This is a genomic window from Stenotrophomonas sp. YJH_SMC_123, from assembly GCF_059368215.1.
Genome location: NZ_JCAFRM010000001.1, coordinates 227,074 through 250,127 on the forward strand (window position 1 = coordinate 227,074; position 23,054 = coordinate 250,127).

The 23,054-nt window shown below is 66.8% G+C and carries 18 protein-coding genes; 7 read left to right on the plus strand and 11 right to left on the minus strand.

The annotated features are described in order from the left end of the window. Nucleotides 1-40: 40 nt before the first annotated feature. The 4 genes from AC5P5W_RS01085 to AC5P5W_RS01100 all read right to left on the minus strand — a co-directional run bounded on the left by AC5P5W_RS01085 (nt 41) and on the right by AC5P5W_RS01100 (nt 5,990). Nucleotides 41-2,233 (minus strand): TonB-dependent siderophore receptor, encoded by a 2,193-nt coding sequence (locus AC5P5W_RS01085; protein WP_075076127.1) that lies wholly within the window; start codon nt 2,231-2,233, stop codon nt 41-43. 326 nt (nt 2,234-2,559) lie between these two features. Then, nucleotides 2,560-4,248 carry a malate dehydrogenase (quinone) gene (gene mqo, locus AC5P5W_RS01090; protein ID WP_197575242.1) on the minus strand — a complete coding sequence of 563 codons (1,689 nt, stop codon included), beginning with the start codon at nt 4,246-4,248 and terminating at the stop codon, nt 2,560-2,562. Between the two features lie 191 nt (nt 4,249-4,439). Beyond that, the gene (locus AC5P5W_RS01095) at nt 4,440-4,886 is read right to left on the minus strand and encodes a GNAT family N-acetyltransferase (protein ID WP_014646343.1); all 447 of its coding nucleotides are present in this window, start codon (nt 4,884-4,886) and stop codon (nt 4,440-4,442) included. Between the two features lie 198 nt (nt 4,887-5,084). Beyond that, complete coding sequence (locus AC5P5W_RS01100; protein ID WP_049441179.1) at nt 5,085-5,990, minus strand: LysR family transcriptional regulator ArgP; 906 nt, start codon at nt 5,988-5,990, stop codon at nt 5,085-5,087. A gap of 137 nt (nt 5,991-6,127) precedes the next feature. On the opposite strand from AC5P5W_RS01100, the gene AC5P5W_RS01105 reads away from it, so the two are divergent. Both AC5P5W_RS01105 and AC5P5W_RS01110 read left to right on the plus strand, forming a co-directional pair. Continuing rightward, nucleotides 6,128-6,763 (plus strand): LysE/ArgO family amino acid transporter, encoded by a 636-nt coding sequence (locus tag AC5P5W_RS01105; RefSeq protein WP_005415673.1) that lies wholly within the window; start codon nt 6,128-6,130, stop codon nt 6,761-6,763. 163 nt (nt 6,764-6,926) lie between these two features. Continuing rightward, the gene (locus AC5P5W_RS01110; protein WP_046429487.1) at nt 6,927-8,915 is read left to right on the plus strand and encodes an alpha/beta hydrolase family protein; all 1,989 of its coding nucleotides are present in this window, start codon (nt 6,927-6,929) and stop codon (nt 8,913-8,915) included. Between the two features lie 54 nt (nt 8,916-8,969). Here AC5P5W_RS01110 and AC5P5W_RS01115 read toward each other — a convergent pair whose 3' ends face one another. Both AC5P5W_RS01115 and AC5P5W_RS01120 read right to left on the minus strand, forming a co-directional pair. Then, nucleotides 8,970-10,724 carry a peptide MFS transporter gene (locus AC5P5W_RS01115; RefSeq protein WP_014646346.1) on the minus strand — a complete coding sequence of 585 codons (1,755 nt, stop codon included), beginning with the start codon at nt 10,722-10,724 and terminating at the stop codon, nt 8,970-8,972. A 109-nt stretch (nt 10,725-10,833) separates the two neighbouring features. Then, nucleotides 10,834-11,982, minus strand: a complete 1,149-nt coding sequence (locus AC5P5W_RS01120; RefSeq protein ID WP_075076123.1) for an acetyltransferase domain-containing protein — start codon at nt 11,980-11,982, stop codon at nt 10,834-10,836. A gap of 200 nt (nt 11,983-12,182) precedes the next feature. Here AC5P5W_RS01120 and AC5P5W_RS01125 point away from each other — a divergent pair, with 200 nt between their 5' ends. The 3 genes from AC5P5W_RS01125 to AC5P5W_RS01135 all read left to right on the plus strand — a co-directional run bounded on the left by AC5P5W_RS01125 (nt 12,183) and on the right by AC5P5W_RS01135 (nt 17,852). Continuing rightward, on the plus strand, nt 12,183-14,147 hold the full coding sequence (locus AC5P5W_RS01125; RefSeq protein ID WP_014646348.1) for an OPT family oligopeptide transporter: 1,965 nt from the start codon (nt 12,183-12,185) through the stop codon (nt 14,145-14,147). Between the two features lie 241 nt (nt 14,148-14,388). After that, nucleotides 14,389-16,467: an alpha/beta hydrolase family protein gene (locus AC5P5W_RS01130; RefSeq protein ID WP_014646349.1), complete on the plus strand. Its 2,079-nt coding sequence runs from the start codon at nt 14,389-14,391 to the stop codon at nt 16,465-16,467. A 140-nt stretch (nt 16,468-16,607) separates the two neighbouring features. Continuing rightward, nucleotides 16,608-17,852: a DUF819 family protein gene (locus AC5P5W_RS01135; protein WP_046429580.1), complete on the plus strand. Its 1,245-nt coding sequence runs from the start codon at nt 16,608-16,610 to the stop codon at nt 17,850-17,852. A gap of 70 nt (nt 17,853-17,922) precedes the next feature. On the opposite strand, the gene AC5P5W_RS01140 is transcribed toward AC5P5W_RS01135, so the two are convergent. From AC5P5W_RS01140 to AC5P5W_RS01160, 5 genes are read right to left on the minus strand one after another with little or no spacing between them, the layout of a single operon-like run. Next, nucleotides 17,923-18,402 (minus strand): hypothetical protein, encoded by a 480-nt coding sequence (locus tag AC5P5W_RS01140; RefSeq protein ID WP_495220775.1) that lies wholly within the window; start codon nt 18,400-18,402, stop codon nt 17,923-17,925. A gap of 46 nt (nt 18,403-18,448) precedes the next feature. Further along, nucleotides 18,449-18,709: a cell division topological specificity factor MinE gene (gene minE, locus AC5P5W_RS01145; protein ID WP_005408532.1), complete on the minus strand. Its 261-nt coding sequence runs from the start codon at nt 18,707-18,709 to the stop codon at nt 18,449-18,451. Then, nucleotides 18,696-19,520: a septum site-determining protein MinD gene (gene minD / locus AC5P5W_RS01150; RefSeq protein ID WP_495220777.1), complete on the minus strand. Its 825-nt coding sequence runs from the start codon at nt 19,518-19,520 to the stop codon at nt 18,696-18,698. The genes minE and minD overlap by 14 nt, the downstream gene beginning before the upstream one ends. Before the next feature lie 37 nt (nt 19,521-19,557). Then, nucleotides 19,558-20,403: a septum site-determining protein MinC gene (minC, locus tag AC5P5W_RS01155; RefSeq protein WP_197575234.1), complete on the minus strand. Its 846-nt coding sequence runs from the start codon at nt 20,401-20,403 to the stop codon at nt 19,558-19,560. After that, a complete protein-coding gene (locus tag AC5P5W_RS01160; protein WP_014036357.1) occupies nt 20,349-20,945 on the minus strand; it encodes a GNAT family N-acetyltransferase in 597 nt (198 codons plus the stop codon). The genes minC and AC5P5W_RS01160 overlap by 55 nt, the downstream gene beginning before the upstream one ends. Before the next feature lie 150 nt (nt 20,946-21,095). On the opposite strand from AC5P5W_RS01160, the gene AC5P5W_RS01165 reads away from it, so the two are divergent. Then, nucleotides 21,096-22,292: a sensor histidine kinase gene (locus tag AC5P5W_RS01165; protein WP_075675059.1), complete on the plus strand. Its 1,197-nt coding sequence runs from the start codon at nt 21,096-21,098 to the stop codon at nt 22,290-22,292. Beyond that, the gene (locus AC5P5W_RS01170) at nt 22,292-22,933 is read left to right on the plus strand and encodes a response regulator (RefSeq protein WP_006424175.1); all 642 of its coding nucleotides are present in this window, start codon (nt 22,292-22,294) and stop codon (nt 22,931-22,933) included. The genes AC5P5W_RS01165 and AC5P5W_RS01170 overlap by 1 nt, the downstream gene beginning before the upstream one ends. The last annotated feature ends 121 nt before the right edge of the window (nt 22,934-23,054 follow it).

Genomic DNA, 23,054 nt, shown 5'->3' on the forward strand with positions numbered 1-23,054 from the left:
GCTACAAGGTGCCGGGCATAGCCCGGCAACCCTGCATGCCTCAGAACTTCCAGCGCAGGCTGGCCGACACGAAGCGCGGCTCGCCGAAGTTGTTGTAGTCCAGGTTGGCCCAGTAGGTCTTGTCCAGCGCGTTGCGCACGCTCAGCGTCGCGGTCCAGTTGTCGCTGATGCGGTAGTTGGCGTTGAACTGCACCAGCGAATACGCCGGCTGGTTCACCGTCACCGTGCCGCCGAGCGGGTAGGCGATGTTGTAGCCCTGCACCCGGCTCTGCCACTGCAGGCCACCGCCGATGCTCAGTCGCTCCAGTGCGCCACGCAGCTGCAGCTGGGTGTTGAGCTGCAGCAGGTCCTTGGGCGGATTGGCGTACAGCAGGTCGGTGGCGGCGCGGGTCACCTTGACGCGGGTGTAGCCGGCATTGACCGTCCAGCCCGGCAGGATCTCGCCGTTGACGTCCATCTCCCAACCGCGCGCCTTGGTGCCGTTGATGCCGATATAGGCCGAGCTGCCGTCGCTCAGCGTACCTTCCGGCACGCTCATGTCACGCACCGCGTAGTTGTCCTGCTTGGCCTCGAACACCGCCGCATTGGCGGTCAGGCGGCCATCGAACCACTGCGTCTTGATGCCCGCTTCCAGGTTCGAGCCCTGCACCGGTGCCAGCAGGTTCTCGTTGCGGTCCTTGTAGTTCTGCGGATTGAAGATCTCGGTGTAGCTGGCATAGGCCGACACGTTCGGGGTGATCTCGTAGACCAGGCCCACGTACGGAGTGACCTCATCGCTCACCTTGTATGCACCGCTGGTGCCGGTATAGGCGCCGGCAGCGTTGTACGAGCGGCTGAGCGTTTCCCAGCGGCTCAGGCGCGCACCGGCAATCAGCGACAGCGGCTCGGCCAGGCGCAGGCGGGTGGCCAGGTAGACGCCGCTCTGCGTGGTCTTGGCCACGCGGCGTGCGCCGGTGCGGGTGTAGGTCACTTCGGAGATGTCGCCGTTCCAGTTGAACACGTTGGGGATGTAGTAGCAGCGCTCACGCCCGCAGGTCGCCCAGTCGCCCGGGAAGTTCAGCGCCACGGTATTGGTGGTGCCTTCCAGGTCCGACCACTGCGCGCCGACGGTGAGGTCGTGGTCGCGGCCGAACAGCGGGAAGCTGCCGGTCAGGTAGGCATCGACATTGCGGCGGGTGTCCTTCGAATCACCGGCGGCCGCGCGCAGGTAGATGCCCGCGCCGGTCACCGGGTCCGGGTTGCCGGTGCCGTACAGGCGCACGTTCTGCACGTTGCCGCGGGTGTAGGCGGTGTTGATCTTCAGCAGCCAGTGGTCGCCGAAACGCTGTTCCAGGTTGGCGAAGGCGGTATTGCTTTCGCGCTTCCAGTAGCTCCACTTCGGCGACAGGTTGGTCGAGCGCGCCAGATGGGCGAAGTTGCCCTGGTTGTCGAAGAACGCCACGGTGCCCCAGGTCGAACCGGTCGGGTTGTTGTCCTGGGTCTGGTAGCCGACGGTAACCGTGGTGCTGTCGGTGACATCGCCTTCCAGCACCGCCATGCCGGCCATCTTGTTTTCCTTGTAGCGGTCGTAATACAGGCCACGATCGGTGTAGGCGGCGACCACGCGGCTGCGGAAGCGGCCGTCGGCGGTCAGCGGCGCGGTTACGTCGGCTTCCATGCGGCGGTAGTCCCAGCTACCGGCGCTGACCGCGAACGACGCGTCGAATTCCTTGCCGGGGCGCTTGCGCAGCAGGTTGACCGTGGCCGACGGCACGCCGGCGCCGCTGAGCAGGCCGTTGGCACCGCGGATCACTTCGATGCGGTCGTAGAAGGCGGTGTCGTACTCCTGGTTGGTCGAGCCGCTGTAGGTGGGAATGCCGTCGACCTGGAAGTCGGTGATGGCGAAGCCGCGCGCGTAGTACAGCGGGCGTTGCGTGTCATAGAAGGACACGCTGACGCCGGTCACGTTGCGCATCACATCGTTGATGCTGAACAGCGATTCGTCCTGCAGGCGCTGCAGGCTGATCGCGGTGGCCGACTGCGGGGTTTCCTGCAGGGTGATCGGCAGGCGCGTGGTACTGGCCGGCGGCGCCGACTGTTCGGCACGCACGCTCACCCGGTCCAGGGTCTTGGCGTCGGCAGCGCCATCAGTGGCGGCGAACGCGCTGGGCGCGGCCAGCAGGGTCAAAGACGAAAGCAGGGCAGCCGGCAGCAGCGCGCGGCGGGGCAGGCGGTTATCGAAGGTCAGGCACATGGTGGGCTCGAAGCGTGGAGGCGGGGAGGGGCGGCAACAGTCGTCCAGCACCCGGGGCGGCGGCTTCGGGCACGGTCAGGTCCGTCTGGGGCGAGGCGCGGTCACTGCGCAGGACGCAAATGTAAATAATTCTTAACAACATTACAATTCGCGTCATTGTGCGCAGGGTTCCCGGCACGGGGCATCGCTTTCTGTAGAGCCGAGCCATGCTCGGCTGCTTTTTGCCGGAGCCGAGCATGGGCTCGGCTCTACAGGCGGTAGCCTGCACAAACGCAAACGGCCACCCGAAGGTGGCCGTCCGTCTGCATCGAAAGGAACCTGCGGGCTTACAGCGCCTGCAGTTCCTCGTTGGCGTTGCGCTTTTCCTTGGCCGGCGCCGGAACCGCCGCCGGAGCGGGCGATGCCGCGTTCGCGTCCACCGGCACCTCCAGGTAGGGCAGCTGCAGGGTCTGGCTGGTCAGCGTGCGGATCTCGTTGACCAGCGCGGCGCTGTCGTTGAGCTTGCGCCCGTACGACGGCACGATCTCGCGCAGGCGGGTTTCCCAGCCGGCCTTCATCTGCTCCGGGAAGGCCTTGGCCATCAGGTCAAGCATGATCGGCGGCGAGGTGGACGCGCCCGGCGACGCGCCGAGCAGGGCGGCGAGGGTGTGGTCCTTGTCGGTCACGATCTCGGTACCGAACTGCAGCACCGGGCCCTTCAGCGGATCGCGCTTGATGATCTGCACGCGCTGGCCGGCGGTGACCAGCTTCCATTCACCCGGCTTGGCATTGGGGAAGTACTTGACCAGTTCGGCCTGGCGGTCGGCATCGTTCAGGCGCGCCTGTCCCATCAGGTACTGCACCAGGTCCAGGTTGTCCTTGCCCACTTCCAGCATCGGGCCAACGTTGTTGTGGGTGACCGAGGAATACAGGTCCCACCACGAGCCGTGCTTGAGGAACTTGGTGCTGTACAGCGCGAACGGCCCGAACAGGACCACCGGCTTGCCGTCCAGCTTGCGCGCATCCAGGTGCGGCACCGACATCGGCGGCGAGCCGGTCTCGGCCATGCCGTAAGCCTTCACCCCATGGCGCGAGGTCACGTCCTGGCCCTGGAACGCGAGGAACTGGCCGCCGACCGGGAAGCCGGCGTAGTCCTTCGATTCCGGAATGCCCGACATCTGCAGCAGCTTCAGTGCGGCGCCACCGGCACCGATGAACACGAAGCGGGCGTGGGTGGTGGATTCGGTGCCGGCCTTGAGGTCCTTCACCGTCACGTTCCAGCTCTTGTCGGCGTTCTGCCGCAGCGCGCTCACTTCATGGTTCAGGTGCAGGCTGAAGTTCGGGCTGCGCTGCAGGCCGGCGGTCAGCTGGCGGGTGATCACGCCGAAGTTGACGTCGGTGCCCAGCGGCATCCAGGTTGCGGCAACCTTCTGCTTCGGGTCACGGCCTTCCATCAGCAGCGGGGCCCACTGCTTGATCTGGGCCGGATCCTCGGAGTACTGCATGCCGTAGAACAGCGGGTTCTTGACCAGGGCCTGCTGGCGCTTGTGCAGGTAGGCGATGTTGTCATCGCCCCAGACGAAGCTCATGTGCGGGGTCGGGTTGATGAAGTCGCTGGGCTGGCTCAGCCGGCCCTCCTTCACCTGGTGCGACCAGAACTGGCGCGAGACCTCGAACGATTCGGCGATGCCGACCGCGCGCTTGGTCTCGATGCTGCCGTCGGGCAGTTCCGGGGTGTAGTTCAGTTCGGCGAACGCCGAGTGGCCGGTGCCGGCGTTGTTCCAGCCATCGGAGCTTTCACCGGCGACGCCGTCGAGGCGTTCGTAGACCTGGATGTTCCAGTCCGGCTGCAGCTCCTGCAGGTAGGTGGCCAGGGTGATGCTCATGATGCCGGCGCCGACCAGCACAACATCGACGGGCTTGTCGTTGCTGGCGGCGGGCACCGAGCGCTGGGTCAGCGGCCAGTACAGGAACAGCGCGGCGGCCAGCAACAGCAGCACGAGCAGGGCGAGAAGAGCCTTGCCAAATTTCTTCATGGGGGCGGGATCGTTGGCGGAGGGGAAGGGGTCAGGATGCGCGTGGGGCAGGGAAAGGGCGTGAAGAAACAACGCCTTGCATCATCCACCGGTGATTCTAACCGGATCCGGTCCTTTTTTGATGCAACGCAGCATCCGACGTTTCGCGGCGCTGCCACATGGGCGGCAGGCGATGCCCGGCGACGGTGGGATCAGACCAGCTCAAGGATCTCGTCGCCAGCCTCATCGACCCCGCCGGTCGGGCGCCAGCCCAGGCGGCGGTAGAAGCCGTGCGAGCGCGAACGCGGGTCGGCCGAGCAGGCCAGGAACAGCCGCCGGTGGCCGGCATCGCGGGTCAGGCTGACCACTTCCTGCAGCAGCTGGCGGCCGATGCCGCGGCCCTCGTAGTCCGGCAGCAGGGCCAGCACCAGCACCTCGCCGCTGTCGCGGTCGGCGAAGCAGTAGCCGGCCATGCGCTCGCCCTCCCAGGCGACGCGGCCGATCGAATCGCCCTGGGCGATGCCGGCCGCCCAGCTGTCCACAGTGATGCCCAGCTGGGCCAGCTGCTCGGCGCTGAAGGCGTTCTCGCGGGTGCGCCCACGCAGGTCGATGCAGGCAGCGGCATCCTCGGGGCGGGCGTCGCGCAGGTACACGGGCATGCCGGACATCCTTGTAATGGTCGGCCCGCCAGTATCCGCATCGCGCATGGACCCGGTGTGTAGGCTTGATGGAGATCCGATGGAGCCCCGAAAAAGGGGACGGAAAAAGGGGACGGAGGGGATTAAGCCGTATTTGCCTTGGATGTCGTATTGGCCTTAAGCGACTTAATCCCCTCCGTCCCCTTTTTGCGCTGTGCGTCAGCGCTTGCGCCGGATCAATGCCGAGGATGCATCCAGCACGGCGCGGGTCAGCAGGGCCATGGTCTGCACGTCGCCCTTCCAGTGCTGCCAGTACAGCGGCACGTCTTCCCACGCGCGCTGGCGTACGTAGACCAGGCGGCCGGCATCCAGGTGCCGCTTGACCAGCGGCAATGGGTTCATCGTCCAGCCCATGCCGCCCAGGTTGGCCTGCACAAAGGCGCGCGTGGACGGAATCCACCAGGTCGGTGCGGTGCTGGGCAGGTCATCGCCGGCCATGCGCCGGGCGAAGCGCGACTGCATGTCGTCCTTGCGGTTGAACACCAGTACCGGCGCCTGTGCCAGCGCCTGCGCGGTCACGCCCTTGGCGAAGTGGCGTTCGCGGAATTCGGGGGTGCAGGTCGCTGCATAGCGGATGCTGCCCAGCGCGTGGATCTGGCAGCCCTGCACCGGCTCGTCCAGCGTGGTCACCGCACCCAGCACCGTGCCCTGGCGCAGCAGTTCGACGGTGTGGTCCTGGTCCTCCACGCGCAGGTCCAGGGTGGTCCCGGTGCCCTGCGCGAACTGCGCCGCGGCCTGCGGAAACCAGGTTTCCAGGCTGTCGTGGTTCACTGCCACCGGGATGCTGGCCTGGGGCAGGTCCTCATCCGCCAGGCCCATGCGGTGCAGCGCATCGTGTTCCAGCAGGGCGGTCTGCTCGGCCAGCTGCACCAGCAGCTGGCCCTCGGCGGTCGCGGTGGCCGGGGTGCCACGCTTGACCAGCAGGCGGCCGATCCGGTCCTCCAGTGCCTTGACCCGCTGCGAGATGGCCGAGGGCGTGACATTCAGCGATTGCGCGGCGCGGTCGAAGCTGCCTTCGCGGATCACCGCGGCCAGGGCGCGCAGCTGGGCGTGATCGATGCGCATCGAATTAAGCTCCGCTAATGTTGGTTTAGGAAGTTTAGCTCGTCTTTTCCATGTTGCGGCGCGACAATGGCGCCCGTTCCGGTGCTGTCCGCCTTCGCGAGGCACCGTCCCCCAAGCAATACAAGGCAGTGAATCCCATGTTCTCGGTCATCTCCGCCAGCACCGGCCTCGGTGCCTGGTTCTCTGGTGCAGCCACCGGCATCGGCCTGTTCGCCGTGGTCGGGGCCCAGAGCGCCTTCATTCTGCGCCAGGGCATCCTGCGCAAGCACATCGTGCCGGTGGTCGCCACCTGCGCGGCCATCGATGCCATCTTCATCTTTGCCAGCGTGGCCGGCCTGCGCACGCTCACTTCAGCGCTGCCGTGGCTGACCACCGCCGTGCTGTGGACCGGTGTCGCGTTCCTGGCCTGGTATGCGATGAAGTCGGCACGCCGTGCGATCGCCGGCGGCGGTGGCATGGGCGAGGCCGACAGCGACGACGGCAGCCGCCGCGCGGTGCTGATGGCCGCGGTCGGCTTCTCGCTGATCAACCCGCACTTCTGGCTGGACATGATGGTGATCGGCTCCATCGCCGAGAACTTCGGCAATGCCCGCATGGCCTTCGCTGCGGGCGTGGTCACGGCCAGCTGCCTGTGGCTGACCGCGCAGGGCCTTGGCGCACGCCTGCTGGCGCCGCTGTTCACCAAGCCCAGCACCTGGCGCGTGCTCGACGGCACCATCGCCGTGATCCTCAGCATCCTGGCCCTCATGTTGGCGGTGCGCGGGGTCCACTGACCCGGCGCACGCCCCCCGAACCCACGTCCTGACTCTCTCTCCAAGGTAGTGGCAACGACGGCACCGGCAACGGTGCCGTCGTCTTTTCCGGCTCTGGCGGGAAACCCATTGCCCTGCCTAGAATCGGAGACCAGGACAAGGTGTCCACAGGAGCAGGGGAAGGATGCACAGGACGATTCTGGCGGCCGCACTGGCCGTCATCGGGGGCGTTGCCGCAGGCAGCGCGGGGGCGGTGGAGCTGACGCAGTACCTGCGGCGGGAGACCTTCACCGACATCAAGATCTCGCCGGGGGGCGAGTACGTAGCGGCAACGGTGCCGAGGGAAGACAGCACCGCGATCGCGATCCTGCGCCTGAAGGACAAGGAGGTGGTTGGCAGTTTCTGGCCGCCCAGCCGCAACCACGCGCAGGAATTCGATTGGGTCAGCAACGAGCGCCTGTTGATCGGCCTGGCCCAGAAGTGGGGCTCGCTCGACCAACCCAATCCCACCGGCGAACTCTATGCCATCGACGCCAACGGCAACCGCGGCGAACTGCTGGTCGGCTATCGCGTCGAAAGCAAGGGCCCGGGGACCCGCATCCAGCCGAAGAAGGTCGAAGCAGTGGCCGCCTTCCTGGCCGACGACCTGCCGGGCGACGAGCGCAACGTGCTGGTGACCGTATGGCCGCTGGCCGAGGATCCGTACACCCGCGTAGATCGCATGGATGTGACTACGGGTCGTCGCTCGCGGGTGGCGTCCTCGCCGGTACGGCGCGGCGAGTTCACCACCGACGGCGCCGGCGAAGTGCGCTTCGTGCATGGCTCGGGCAGCGACAACATCAACAAGCTGTACTTCCGCGAACGCAGTGGCGACAGCTGGAAGCTGATCAACGACGAGGCCGTCAGCAAGCGCATCGAAACCGCCCTCGGCTTCTCGGCCGATGACAGCCTGGCCTACCTCAACGTCGAGCAGACCCAGGGCCCGGACGCGATCGTCAGCTGGAACCCGCAGACCGGCGAGCGTGCCACGCTGCTGCGCGACGAGGTGGTCAATCCGTATCGCATCATCCATCGGCCCGGCACCCACGTGCCGGTGGGCGCGCTCTATCTGGGCGATACGCCGCGTACCCGGTTCTTCGACGAGAAGTCGCCGGAGGCGCGCCTGTACCGCAGCCTGGAAGCCGCCTTCGGAGGGCCGGTCTACATCACCTCCAGCACCCGCGATGGCCGTGTCGTGCTGGTGGAAACCTGGTCGGGCTCGAACCCGGGCGATTTCTACGTCTACGACACGGTGGCGCGCAAGGCTGACCACCTGATCAGCCGCAGCGACTGGATTGACGTGGACCGCAGTGCCAGCGTGAAGCCGATTGCACTGAAGGCGCGGGACGGGCTGCCGTTGCATGGCTTCCTGACCCTGCCGGCCGGCAGCAACGGCCGCAACCTGCCGATGGTGGTGATGCCGCATGGCGGTCCGTTCGACATCTTCGATTCCGGCCAGTACGACCGCGAAACCCAGATGCTGGCCGCCGCCGGGTATGCGGTGCTGCAGGTCAACTTCCGTGGGTCGGGCAATTACGGCCGGGCCCACACCCAGGCCGGTGCGCAGCAGTGGGGCGCGGCGATGCAGGACGATGTCACCGATGCCACCCGCTGGGCAATCAGCGAAGGCATCGCCGATGCTCGTCGCATCTGCATCTATGGCGCCAGCTACGGGGCCTACGCGGCGATGATGGGGGCCGCCCGCGAACCCGGGCTGTATCAGTGCGCGGCCGGCTATGTGGGGGTCTACGACCTGCCGATGATGTACACCCGTGGCGATATTCAGGACCGCGGCTCAGGCGTGACCTACCTGCGCGAATGGCTGGGTGATCCGGCCAAGCTGGGCGCGGTGTCGCCGGTGAACCTGGCCGAACGGATCAAGGTGCCGGTGTTCCTCGCGGCCGGTGGCGAAGACAAGCGTGCGCCGATCCAGCATACCGAGCGCATGGAAGCGGCGCTCAAGCGCGCCGGCACACCGGTGGAAAGCCTGTACTACAAGACCGAAGGCCACGGCTTCTACACCGAGGCGCATCGCAGCGAGTACTACGACAAGCTGCTGGCGTTCCTGGCGCGCAGCCTGGGGGGCAAGACCGCGACGACCGCGCCCGTGGCCGGCAAGGACAAGGCGCCCTGAGCTGACAGGGCGGCGGATGAATTTTCCGCCGCCCTGGTCTTCCGCACGCGGGACTTACTTCACCCCGTGCATCATCTTCTTCAGCAGCGGCGCGGCGATGAAGGCCGCCAACGCGCAACCCAGGCCGATCCACATCAGCAGCCAGAACAGGTGCGCGTAGGCACCGGCGGCAGCCACCATGTCCAGCGATTCGCCTTCCGGCACCTCGATCGCGGCCAGCTTGCCGAACAGCGCGGCCAGCGTTTCCGAGAATGCGGTGGCCAGGAACCAGGTGCCCATCATCAGGCTCATCACCCGCGGCACGGCCAGCTGGGTCACCGCCGACAGGCCGACCGGCGAGAGGCACATCTCGCCGCTGGCCAGCAGGAAGTAGGCCAGCACCAGCCACCACACGCTGGCCATCTCGCCGGTGGCGCCCACCTGCTGTGCGGCCAGCGCCAGCGGCACGAACGACAGCGCGCCGATCACCAGGCCCCAGGCCGACTTCACCGGCTTGCCCGGTTCCCAGCCGCGGCGGTCCATCCACGTCCACAGCGCGGCGAAGGCCGGAGCGAGCAGCACCAGGAACAGGCCGCCGAGGTAGGTCAGCGAGCCGGCGGTCTGCGGAATCACCAGGCAGTCGCGCACCAGCAGCACCAGCATCAGTACGACGATGGCGGCGAAGAACGTGCGCGGCGCGGCCGAGCCCGGGCGCCGTTCCGACAGGCGCGCGCTGACCACGAAGCCGAGCGGTGCCAGCAGCAGCGAGAGGATCGACCACGGCAGCGGCGTGCCGCCGGTGATCACCAGCGAGGGCACGATGTCCTTGGTCAGCAGGCGGTCGGTGAAGGTCACCCACGAGCCGTAGGACTGCTCGTACATCGTGAAGAACACCAGCGCCATGAAGATCAGCACCATCAGCGCGATCATCTGCTGGCGCTGCACCGGCGTGCATTTCGTGCCGGTGAACCAGGCGAACCAGACCAGCACGCCCCCCAGCACCACCAGCATCAGCATCAGCGCCAGGCTGATCTCACCGCCCAGCGCGAACGCGCCGTTGCCGGCGGCCCACATCAGCCATGCCACCGGCAGCACGCCGAGCACCGCGCACAGATAGATGAGCCATTCGCGTGGCAGGCCCAGCACCTTCTGCTTCAGCGCCGCCGGTTGCGGCGGTTCGGCATGGCCCTGCAGGTACTTCTGGCCCCACAGGAACATCGCCAGGCCGGCCAGCATGCCGATGCCGGCCGCACCGAAACCGTACTTCCAGCCGTAGGCCTCACCGAGGAAGCCACACACCAGGGACGAGAACAGCGCGCCGAGGTTGATGCCGGCGTAGAACAGCGAAAAGCCCGAGTCGCGACGCGGGTCGTCCTTGGCGTACAGCTTGCCGACAATGGTGGAGATGTTCGGCTTCAGGAAGCCGACGCCCATGATGATCAGCGCCAGCGACAGGTAGGTCACCGCCAGCGCCGAGGTGTCGCGCACCACTTCGCCGTTCACCCGGTACGCGGCGTGGCCCTCGAAGGCCATGCCGAGGTGGCCGAGTACCAGCAGGATGCCGCCGAACAGCACTGCCCGGCGCATGCCCAGCCAGCGGTCGGCCAGCATGCCGCCGAACACCGGGATGCAGTACACCAGGCCACCGTAGGCACCGAGCAGGTCCAGGCCGGCCTTGTCGCCGAACAGGTGGTATTTGGTCAGGTACAGCAGCAACAGCGCCTTCATGCCGTAGAAGGAGAAGCGCTCCCACATTTCAGTGAAGAAGCAGACGTAGACGCCCTTGGGGTGGCCCAGGAAGTCGTCGGAAGCAGAGGCGGCAACGGTCATCGACGGCGGGGACAGCGGAAAGGGCGCGATTATAGGCCTCTGGGCCTGGGCAGGCAGCCGCCGGTGGATCCACGCCATGCAGGGATGGCGCTCCCCCGGCGGCCACCGCTCACAGGTATCGCAACCAAGGCAGATCGCGCCTTCGCGCTTTGAACCGCGCGAAGGCCCGCGTCGGCGGGTACAGCACCACCGCCAGCGCACAGGCCACCAGCAGCAGGCCGCTGACCGAATCCAGGGCATATAGCTCGCCATGGGTCGGCCCCCAGGCCGCCAACGCGGCCAGGTACAGCCCCTTCAGTACGTACAGGTGCAGCAGGTAGAAGAACATCGGCGCGGCGCCGATATCGGACAGCGGGCGCAGCGCAAGCGCGAGGGGCGGCCATTCGTACAAGCGCAGCAGCAACAGCCCCACGCCCAGGGTCAGCAACAGGAACTGCAATGACGGCGGGTACTTGGTGACGTTGAAGATGCTCAACCACGTGCGCAGCGTAGTGGTCTGGTACGACCAGGGAGCATCCCCATACTGGTTGGCGAACCGCAGCAGCGCGAACAGGGCCAGCGCGCTGACGCCTGCCCACAGCAGCCAGCGCTGGCGCTGCTCCGGCGCGCGCGCGCGGCCGAACCAGGGCCCCATCAGATAACCCAGCGCAATCACCCCGATCCACGGCAGTACCGGGTAGGAGGTGCGCAGGCGCAGCGCGCCGGCCTCGATCCAGTCGCGCTGGTGCAGCACTTTCCACGGCACCGCCAGCAGGCCGCTTCCTTCCACCCGCACACCATCCAGCAGGTTGTGCCCGGCCACCACCGCGACCGCGACCGCCAGCAGGACGGGGCGTGGCAGCCATAGCAGCCCGGCCAGCGCGATCATGCTCAGCCCGATGGCCCAGATCACCTGCAGGTACAGCGTTTCCGGCGGCAGCTGGAAGGTCCAGGCGAAATTCACCAGGGTCAGTTCCAGCACCACCAGGAACAGCCCGCGCTTGAGCAGGAACGCAGCTGTGGCCCCGCGCGGATCCGCCTGGCGCTGGCCGTACAGCCAGGCCGACAGCCCGGTCAGCAGCACGAACACGGGGGCGCACAGGTGGGCCAGCAGACGGCAGGCGAACAGCGCGGGGGAGACCGTCGCCGCGTCCATCGGGTCGCTCACCTGGTGCTGCAGGAAGAAGGTCTCGCGCACGTGGTCCAGCAGCATCAACAGCATCACGGTGCCGCGCAGCTGGTCGATGGAGGCCAGGCGGGGGGAGGGGGAAGGGGGCATGCGATGCAGTAACAACAAGGTATCATTAAGATATAACATATCATTTACGGCGTGCCCAGCCGGACTTTGCCGGGTCGGTCGATTGCCGGTCCACGTACCGGCCCATTGCGCCGCAGCACACGCCCCCATCCTTTGGCACGCTGGACTTGATCTGCCCTGAACGCTAGCGTGGCAGGGATTTTTTGCCAGCAGGGGCTTCCATGAACCACGACGCTGCGCCCAAGCAGCTCACCTTCCGCGCAGTGGCCCTGGCCATCGTGCTGGCGGTGGTGCTGTCGGCCGCAAACGCCTACCTCGGTCTGTTCGCAGGCCTGACCATCGCCACCGCCATTCCCGCCGCGGTGATTTCCATGGGCGTGCTGCGCCTGCTGGGCGGTGGCTCCATCCTCGAGAACAACATCGTGCAGACCGGCGCCTCGGCCGGTTCGTCGATCGCCGCCGGTGTGATCTTCACCATCCCGGCGCTGGTGATCATGGGCTACTGGCCGGACTTCAAGTACTGGTGGGTGCTGGGCATCGCCGGCCTCGGTGGCCTGTTGGGCGTGCTGTTCTCGGTGCCGCTGCGCCGTTCGATGATTGTCGAAGACCCGCTGCCGTTCCCGGAAGGCAAGGCTGCGGCCGAAGTGCTCAAGGCCGGTGAGAACCCGGGCCCGGGCCTGAAGATCCTCGGCCTGTCGGCGGTGATCGGTGCCTTCGTCAAGCTGGCCGCGGAAAGCGGCATGCGCCTGATTCCCGATGCCTGGGCCACCTCGGCCTACGTCGGCAGCTCCAAGGTCACCGCCTTCATCGGCACCAACCTGTCGCCGGCACTGCTGGGCGTGGGCTACATCGTCGGCCTCAACGTCGGCATCGTGGTGGTGTCCGGCTCGATCCTGACCTGGCACATCGCCATCCCGATCTACCAGGCGTTCTTCATGAACACCGATCCGGCGCTGGCCGCGTCGGTTGCCGCGGCCTCGTCCACCGAGGCAGCGTTCGCCATCTGGGGCGCGAAGATGCGCTACCTGGGCGTCGGTGCGATGCTGATCGGTGGCATCTGGACCCTGATCTCGCTGCGCAAGTCGCTGCTCAACGGTGTCAAGAGCGGCTTTGCGGCCGCCCGCAAGAGCGGTGGCCCGGTGCTGGCGCACACCGAGCGCGACCTGCCGATGAAGTGGATGCTCGTCGCCCTGGTGGTCTTCGTGCTGCCGCTGCTGGCCCTGTACCAGGCCATCGTCGGGCAGTGGCACGTGTCCATCCCGATGACCCTCATCATGATCGTCGCCGGCTTCCTGTTCGTCTCGGTCTCGGCCTACCTGGCCGGCCTGATCGGTTCGTCCAACAACCCGGTCTCGGGCATCACCATCTCCACCATCCTGTTCGCCTCGGCCGTGCTGGTCGTGCTGCTGGGCAAGGATGGCCTGCAGCCGGTCGGCGCCTTCGGCGCGCCGCTGGGCGCGGTGGCCGCGATCATGATCGGCGCGGTGGTGTGCTGTGCTGCAGCGGTCGGCGGTGACAACCTGCAGGACCTCAAGGCCGGTTACATCGTCGGTGCCACCCCGTGGAAGCAGCAGCTGATGCTGGGCATCGGTGCGTTCTCGTGCGCGCTGATCATGGCCCCGGTGCTGAACCTGCTGGCCACCGCCTACGGCATCGGCGTGAAGTCGGAGCTGCACCCGAACGCGCTGGCCGCGCCGCAGGCCAACCTGATGGCCTCGGTGGCCAAGGGCCTGTTCGGTGGTGAACTGCCGTGGACCTTCATCGGCATCGGTGCCGTGGTCGGTGCCGCCATCATCGCGTTCGACAGCTGGCTGAAGTCGCGCAACGCCCGCTTCCGCGTGCCGGTGCTGGCCGCCGCCATCGGCATCTACCTGCCGCTGGAACTGATGGTGCCGATCTTCCTCGGCGGCCTGATCGCCTACCTCGTCGAGCGCTTCCACAAGGTGCGTGCCGATGACGAAGAAGGTCGCGACCGCGTGCACAAGCCGGGCGTGCTGTTCGCCGCCGGCCTGATCACCGGTGAGGCACTGATGGGCATCGCCATCGCGATTCCGATCGTGGTGAGCAGTCGCGCCGACGTGCTGGCCGTGCCGTTCCACCTGCCGGGCGCACAGTGGATCGGCCTGGCCGTGCTGTTCCTGGTCGGCTGGCTGATCTACCGCACCGGCAAGCGCGCCATGGCGTAAGGGTTGGGGTCGGATCCCTTCCCGCCGGGAAGGGCTCTGACCCCGGGTTGACAGCGTCTGGGGTCAGAGCCGATTCCGTCGGAATCGGATCCGACCCCGGTGTCCCCACAAACCGCGCCACGGCGCGGTTTGCTTTTTCTGGCGGCGGGGCCGCGCCCCACCGGCAGCCATGACCGATGGCCTTGGCAGCCCCGGCCGCACGGGCCTACCATCGGTTTTTTGCCGTCCTGCGGAGACCCCGATGAAACTGCGTCATGCCCTGCTGCCACTGAGCCTGCTGGCCGCCCTGCCCAGCGTCGCCGCTGCCCGTGGCCTGGAAGTCCGCGACATGGTGGCCATGGACCGCGTCTCCGCGCCGGTACTGACCGCTGACGGCGGCACCGTGGTGTTCGCCAAGCGCAGCGTGGATGCCAACCTGAAGGCCTCCACCGCGCTGTACGCACGCAACCTGCGTACCCGCGACGCAGCGCCGCCGAAGCAGATCACCCCGGCCGGCTGGAACGTCAATTCCGCTTCGCTGTCGGCCGATGGCCAGACCGTGTATTTCCTCAGCGCCAGGAACGGCAGCCAGCAGCTGTACGCGCAGCCGGTCAGCGGCGGCGCCCCGCGCCAGCTGACCGACTTCCCGGTCGACGTGGACAGCTACCACGTGTCGCCGCAGGACGACCGCGTGCTGTTCAGCGCCGGCGTGTTCCAGGCCTGTGCCTCGGACCTGACCTGCACCGAGAAGAAGCTCAAGGACGTCGCCGGCGCCAAGGCCAGTGGCAAGGTCTTCGATTCGCTGTTCGTGCGCCACTGGGATACCTGGAACGACGGCCGCCGCAACACCCTGTTCGTCGCGCCGCTGCCGGCAGCCAAGGCCGGTCCGGTCAAGGGCGCTTCCGCGCTGAGCGCCACCATCGACGGTGATGCCCCGTCCAAGCCGTTCGGCGGCAATGATGATTTCGCGTGGTCGCCGGATGGCGCCAGCGTGGTCGCCAGCATCCGCGTGGCCGGCAAGCAGGAGCCGTGGTCGACCAACTTCGACCTGTACCGCTTCGACGCGGCGGGCAAGCAGGCGCCGGTCAACCTGACCGCCTCCAACCCGGCCTGGGATGCCGGCCCGGTGTTCAGTGCCGACGGCAAGACCCTGTTCTACCGCGCGATGAAGCGCCCGGGCTTCGAGGCTGACCGCTTCGGCCTGATGGCGATGGACCTGGCCAGTGGCAAGACCCGAGAGATCGCCCCGCAGTGGGATCGTTCGGCTGGCGGCATCACCCTGTCGGCCGACGGCGCCAGCATCTACACCACGGCCGATGACCTCGGCGAACACCCGCTGTTCCAGATCGACGTGGCCAGCGGCAAGGCCACCAAGCTGATCGGCGACGGCAGCGTGACCTCGGTCGATGTGGCCGGCAACAGCGTGGCGATCACCCGCAACAGCCTGAAGAGCAACGACCAGGTGCTGGTTGGCTTGCTGCCGGCCGCGGGCGAAGCCATCGGCGAGCTGCGCGCGCTGACCCCCGCCGCCGGTGAGGTGCTCAAGGATGTCAGCTTCGGCGACTACGAACAGTTCGAGTTCAAGGGCTGGAACAACGACACCGTGCATGGCTACGTGGTCAAGCCGCACAACTACCAGGAAGGCAAGTCGTACCCGGTCGCGTTCCTGATCCACGGCGGCCCGCAGGGCAGCTTCGGCAATGGCTGGAGCTACCGCTGGAATCCGCAGACCTACGCGGGCCAGGGCTATGCGGTGGTGATGATCGACTTCCACGGCTCCACCGGCTACGGCCAGGCGTTCACCGATGCGATCAGCCAGCACTGGGGCGACCGCCCGCTGGAAGACCTGCAGAAGGGCTGGGATGCGGCGCTGAAGAAGTATTCCTTCCTCAATGGTGACAAGGCCTGTGCGCTGGGCGCCAGCTACGGCGGCTTCATGGTCAACTGGATTGCCGGCAACTGGAACGGCCCGTTCAAGTGCCTGGTCAACCATGACGGCGTGTTCGACCAGCGCATGATGGGCTACGCCACCGAAGAACTGTGGTTCACCGAGTGGGAGCAGGGCGGTACGCCGTACCAGAAGGCGGCGAACTACGAGAAGTTCAACCCGGTCAACCACGTGGCGGACTGGAAGAAGCCGATCCTGGTCATCCACGGCCAGCAGGACTTCCGCATCCCGGTCGAGCAGGGCCTGGCCGCGTTCACCGCTGCCCAGCGCCAGGGCATCGAATCGAAGTTCCTGTACTTCCCGGATGAAAACCACTGGGTGCTGAAGCCGAACAACAGCATCCTGTGGCATGACACCGTCAATGCCTGGCTGAAGCAGCACATCGGCAACTGATGGTTGCGGCGCCGCCCTCCGGGGCGGCGCTTCTGTTTCACCATCTGCTTTACCGGTGGGTGCCGACCGTTGGTCGGCACACCTTCCTGATCTGCCGCCACCAGCAGCCGGCCAGCGGCCGGCTCTACCAGAGCGCCTGCATGCCTTCGACTGCCCTGATCCAGAACGACATCGTCGTCTTCGGTTTGATCGCCGCCACTCTTGGCGCCGTGTTCTGGACCGCCTCGCGCGAGCAGGGGCTGTGGAAGCGCTTCTATACGTTCGTGCCAGCGCTGCTGCTGTGCTACCTGATTCCCGGCATCTACAACACCGTCGGCCTGATCGACGGCCAGAACACCAAGCTCTACAACCCGATCGCGCGCGACATCCTGTTGCCGGCGGCGCTGATCCTGCTGACCCTGGCAGTGGATATCAAGGGCATCCTGCGGCTCGGCCCGAAGCTGGTACTGATGTACCTGGGCGCCTCGGCCAGCATCATGCTCGGTGCGGTGGTGGCGTTCCTGGTGATGCGCGCGATCCATCCCGACACCGTGGCCGGCGATACCTGGGCCGGCATGGCGGCACTGGCCGGCAGCTGGATCGGTGGTGGTGCCAACATGCTGGCGATGCGCGAAGTGTTCGACGTCAACGCGACCACCTTTGGCCAGTTCGCGGTGGTCGATGTCGGCGTCGGTTACGTGTGGATGGCCGCGCTGATCTTCCTGGCAGGACGTGCAGCGAAGATCGATGCACGCAGTGGCGCTGATACCTCGGCCATCGATGAACTGAAGGAACGCATCGCGCGCTTCCAGGCCGAGCACGAACGCATTCCCAGCCTGACCGACCTGATGCTGATCGTGGCGGTGGCCTTCGGCGGCGTCGGCCTGTCGCATGCGATCGGTGCGCCGCTGGCGGCCTGGTTCAAGGCCAACGTCAGCTGGGCGTCGCAGTTCAGCCTGGACGCGCCGTTCGTGTGGGTGGTGGTGCTGTCGACCACGCTGGGCCTGAGCCTGAGTTTCACCCGCGCACGCAACCTGGAAGGGGCGGGTGCATCGCGGCTGGGTTCGTTGCTGCTGTACTTCCTGATCGCCTGCATCGGCATGCAGATGGATCTGCTGGCGCTGCTGGATCGCCCGTGGCTGTTCCTGCTTGGCCTGATCTGGATTGCCGTGCACATCGTGCTGCTGTGGTGCCTGGGCAAGCTGCTGAAGGTGCCGTTCTTCTATTTCGCCGTCGGTTCGCAGTCGAACATCGGTGGCCCGGCCTCGGCGCCGGTGGTGGCGGCCGCGTTCCATCCGGCCCTGGCGCCGGTGGGCGTGCTGCTGGGCACGATGGGCTATGCCACCGGCACCTACCTGGCCTACATCGTCGGCATCACCCTGCGCGCACTGGCCGGGCAGGGCTGATACGGCGACGGGTGATGGGGTCAGATCCCTTTTGCGACGCAAAAGGGATCTGACCCCGGTTCCCGGTGAATCACGCCACCGGCAAGCCGCGTTCGACCAGCCACGCCTTCGCGTCTTCGGCGTCCTGCTCAAACCACGCCTGTGTCGACCCCAGCCGATACGTATACCCCCAGGCATCCATGTCGGCCATCAGCCGCTGGCTGCCGACGCCGGGCAGCTGCCCGGCCAGCACGATCTGCAGGTAGCAGGTCGCGTCTTCCTCGGCCACCGAGTCGGTGGCATCGGTATGCACCTGCGCCCGCCGCTCCGGCGGCAGTACGATCAGGTGGCAGGCCTCATGCAGCATCGAGTGCACGGGCGTGTCATCGCGCACGTAGACGTTGCTGGCGATGATGCCCGCCTCGGGCTCGCCCCAGTAGCTGCCGGGAATCGGCTCGCCGGCGGCCACGTGGTGCAGCCGCAGGCCATGCGCGGCGAGCAGGCACTGCGCATCGGCGAAGGCGATGTCGCCCACGCAGGTGATGTCCATGGCGGTTGTCGTATCGGTCATGCGGGTCAGGCAGCCCCGCCCATGCAGGCACGGGCGGGGCAGGGGATCAGGGTTTGTCCGGGCCTTCCGGCAGCGCCACGGAGATGTCCAGCACATCGTGCTGGCCATCCTTCACCAGGTCGACCTTCACCGCATCGACGTCGATGTTCACGTACTTCTTGATCACTTCCAGCAGCTCGCGCTGCAGCAGCGGCAGGTAGTCCGGGCCACCACGGTGGCTGCGTTCCTGCGCGATGATGATCTGCAGGCGGTTCTTGGCGGTTTCGGCGGTGGTCTTCTTCGCTTTGAGGAAATCAAACAGGCCCATGCTTACCTCCGAACAGCTTGCTGAAGAAGCCCTTCTTCTCGACGTTGGTGAAGCGCATCGGGCGTTCTTCGCCGAGGATGCGCGCGACGGCGTCTTCATAGGCCTGGCCGGCAGCGGATTCGACATCCAGGATGACCGGCTCGCCCTTGTTGGAGGCGTTGAGCACGTCGCCCGATTCCGGAATCACGCCGATCGCCTTCAGGCCGAGGACTTCCTCGACGTCGGCGATGCTCAGCATCTCGCCGCTTTCCACGCGCAGCGGGGTGTAGCGCGTCAGCAGCAGGAAGGCCGGCACGTCCTGGCCGGATTCGGCCTTGTGGGTCTTCGAATCGAGCAGGCCGATGATGCGGTCGGAGTCGCGCACCGACGACACTTCCGGGTTCACCACCACCACCGCGCGGTCGGCGAAGTACATCGCCAGGAAGGCGCCCTTCTCGATGCCGGCCGGGGAGTCGCAGATGATGTAGTCGAAGCCGTCGGCGGCCAGGTCCTTCAGGACCTTGCCCACGCCTTCCTGGGTCAGTGCGTCCTTGTCGCGGGTCTGCGAGGCCGCCAGCACGTACAGGTTGTCGAAGCGCTTGTCCTTGATCAGGGCCTGCTTGAGGGTGGCTTCGCCGTGCACGACGTTGACGAAGTCGTACACCACGCGGCGTTCGCAGCCCATGATCAGGTCGAGGTTGCGCAGGCCGACGTCGAAGTCGATCACCGCCACCTTCTTGCCGCGCCGCGCCAGGCCGCAGGCCAGGCTCGCGCTGGAAGTGGTCTTGCCGACGCCGCCCTTGCCGGAGGTGACTACGATGATTTCAGCCAAAGGACTTCTCCTGGTTCTGCATGAGTTTGGTGCTGCGTCAGTCCAGCGCAGCGATCTTGATCTGGTCCTGTTCCAGCCACACCTGGACGGCCTTGCCGCGCAGGTTGTCCGGAACATCGTCCAGTACCTTGTAGTGGCCGGCAATGGCCACCAGTTCCGCATGGAAATCACGGCAGAAGATGCGTGCCGCGGTGTTGCCCTGGGCCCCTGCCAGCGCGCGGCCACGCAGGGTGCCGTAGATATGGATGCTGCCATCGGCGATGACCTCGGCGCCGGCGCCGACGGTGGCCATCACGGTCAGGTCGCAGTTTTCCGCGTACAGCTGCTGGCCCGAACGCACGTTGCCCAGCTGCATGCGGCCCGGCTGCGGTGCAGCGGCGTCGGCCACCTTGGCCACCGGCGTCGCCGGGGCTGGCTTCGGTTCGGCACGGGCTGCCCGGCGCGGTTCCGGTGCGGGCGGCGGCGGGGCCGGTTCGCCCTCGGCACGCTCGTACTGCGCGCGGAACTTGGCCAGCAGCGGCAGGCCGAGCTGCTGGGAGAGCAGGTCGACCGCGCTGGTGCCGTAGGCCAGCGCCACCGGCAGCACCCCGGCGCTGCGCAGGCCGTCGACCAGCGCCTGCGCGGTGGACACGTCCGGCACCTGGCTCAGGCCGCCGAAGTCGAGGATCACCGCGGCGCGGCCGAACAGCTTCGGGGCGCGGGTCACGCGCTCGCGCATTTCCTGCACGAGACGTTCGACATCAAGGGTACGGATGCGCAGGTTGGCGATGCCCACCTGGCCGATCTTCAGTTCACCGGCCTGTTCGTAATCGAAATTCACCGCCACGCTCAGGTCCCCGTCGGCCGCTGTGCCTGCGCCGGCAGCTGCCGGGCGCGTGTCCATGCCACATCCGGCAGCTTGTCGCCGTAGGTCTCCTGGACCCATGGGTAGCTGCACAGTTCCTTGGCCAGCATGCTGGCGCGCACATCGACCTGCGGCATGGTGTTCTGGCCCAGCTCGCGGAAGCCGAAGCTGCCGTGGAAGAGCAGGGCGGCATCGGCGCCATGGTCGAGGAAGACTTCGCAGGTCATCTGCGGGTAGCGCAGCTCGGCGAAGCTCTGCGCGTCGGCGTAGAACGCACGCCCGACGCCACCGCCACGACGGCGGCTGGCGACCACGATGCGGTCGATATAGAAGAACGGGGTGTCCAGCTGCTGCTTGAACCAGGCGAAATTGCTGCTGTCGTGCTGGCTGTCGCTGCCGAAGCCGATCAGGAAGCCGGCCAGGTTGCCGTCGCGCTCGGCGACGCGGAAATACTCAGCGGTTTCATAGAACAGGCGCAGGCGGGCCGCATCCAGGGGAAGGATGGCCAGGCCAGCGTTGTTGTTCAAAGCCAGGACGGAATCGAGCTCGTGCTCGCGCACGTCGCGGATGACAATCGACATTGTGACTCCGTGGGGTAACGCGGTTGGTCCATCAAGGGACCCTGCGCACGATTATTGCATGCCCGGGGTGGGCTGCGGCATGAACAGGCGACCGGGCAGGCATGACTTCCGTGGGGTGCGGTGCGCAGGCGGGGCCCGTAGAGTGCTGGCATGTTGGGAGTCCTCAGCCATACCCGCGTCCTCCGCCTGGCCGGCCTGTTCACCTGGGTCATGGTCGGCCTGCCCCTGGCGTACTCGCAGTTCGAGAACCTGCACAGCCGCGGTGACATGGGCGGCTGGGCGATCCTGTTGTTCGTCGCCTACCTGTCCTTCGGCACGGCCTACTACTGGTTGACCCGTATCCTGCGCAGCGACAGCCACACCAGCTGGCTGGACCGCGGCCTGCTGCTGTTGCTGACGGTCTCGGCGCTGGGGGTCAGTTTCCTCAGCGGTTCGGGCCTGGGCAGCATCCTGATGATGGTGGCCGCCGGGGTCATTCCGTGGATGCTGTCGGTACGGCTGGGGGTGCTGTGGCTGCTGGTCAGCCAGCTGGCGGTGGCGCCGGTCTATTACATGCTGCTGCGCTTCCCGCTGTTCGAAGCGGTGATGCAGTCGCTGCTGTACGGCGGCTTCTCCATGTTCATCTTCGTGACCAGCCTGGTTGCACGGCAGCAGACCGAGGCCCGCGACGAGCAGCGCCGGCTCAATTCGGAGCTGCGTGCCACCCGCGCCCTGCTGGCCGAGAGCGCGCGGGTCAACGAGCGCACCCGCATTTCGCGCGAGCTGCACGACCTGCTGGGCCACCAGCTGACTGCGCTGACCCTGAACCTGGAGGTCGCCGGCCACCTGGCCGAGGGCCAGGCGCTGGACCACGTGAAGCGCTCGCACGCGCTGGCCAAGCTGCTGCTGGGCAATGTGCGCGAGGTGGTCAGCCAGCTGCGCGAGACCGGCGCGATCGATCTGGCCGCGGCGCTGCGCCCGCTGACCGAGAACGTGCCCTCGCTGGATATCCAGCTGGAGATCGAGGATCCGTTGAACGTGGAAGACCCGCAGCGGGCCCACGTGCTGCTGCGCTGTACCCAGGAGATCATTACCAACGCGGTGCGCCACGCCGGCGCCCGCCACCTGTGGATCAAGGTGTACCGTGAAGCCCCCGACCGGGTGGTGGTGGAGGCCCGCGACGACGGCGTCGGCGCGGATATGGTCAATGTAGGCAATGGCTTGCGCGGCATGCGCGAGCGCCTGCAACAATGTGGTGGCCAGCTGCAGATCGAAACCCGTCCCGGAGAAGGCTTCCGGCTGCGGGCGACGGTGCCGGCAACGGTGCTGGTGGCGGCCCTTACCAAGGTTCCTGAAGGAGTGCGTTGATGATTCGCGTCTGCCTGGTCGACGACCAAACCCTGGTGCGGCAGGGAATCCGCTCCCTGCTGGCGCTCGACGACGGCATCGAGGTGGTGGCCGAGGCCGGCGACGGCCGGCAGGCGGTCGAGCTGATACCGCAGGTGCGCCCCGACGTGGTGCTGATGGACATGCGCATGCCGGTGATGTCCGGTCTGGAGGCATTGCAGGTGCTGTCGCGGCAGGAACAGCTGCCGCCGACCATCATCCTCACCACGTTCGACGATGACCAGCTGGTGCTGGCCGGGCTCAAGGCCGGTGCCAAGGGCTACCTGCTCAAGGATGTCACCCTGGCGCAGCTGGTCGGTGCCATCCGTACCGTGGCCGACGGCGGTTCGCTGGTGCAGCCGGCGGTGACCCAGCGCCTGCTGTCCGGCCTGGAGCACATGCGCAACGAGTTCGTCAGCCTGGACCGCCCGGACCCGCTGACCGACCGCGAGACCGAGATCCTGCGGCTGATGGCCAGCGGCTTCTCCAACAAGGAGATCGCCAATTCGCTCGGCGTGGCCGAAGGCACCATCAAGAACCACGTGTCCAACATCCTGTCCAAGCTGGGCGTGCGCGACCGTACGCGTGCCGTACTGAAGGCGTTCGAACTCCAGCTGGTCTGAAGAAAATCGTTCAAGTACAAAGACTTGGGTCGTAGTTACGGGTTCCTGCCAAGGTTGCCCCCTACTTGCCGGGTAGCGGTATGCGTTACCCTTCGAATTCTTTGTCCATACAAATACGCAG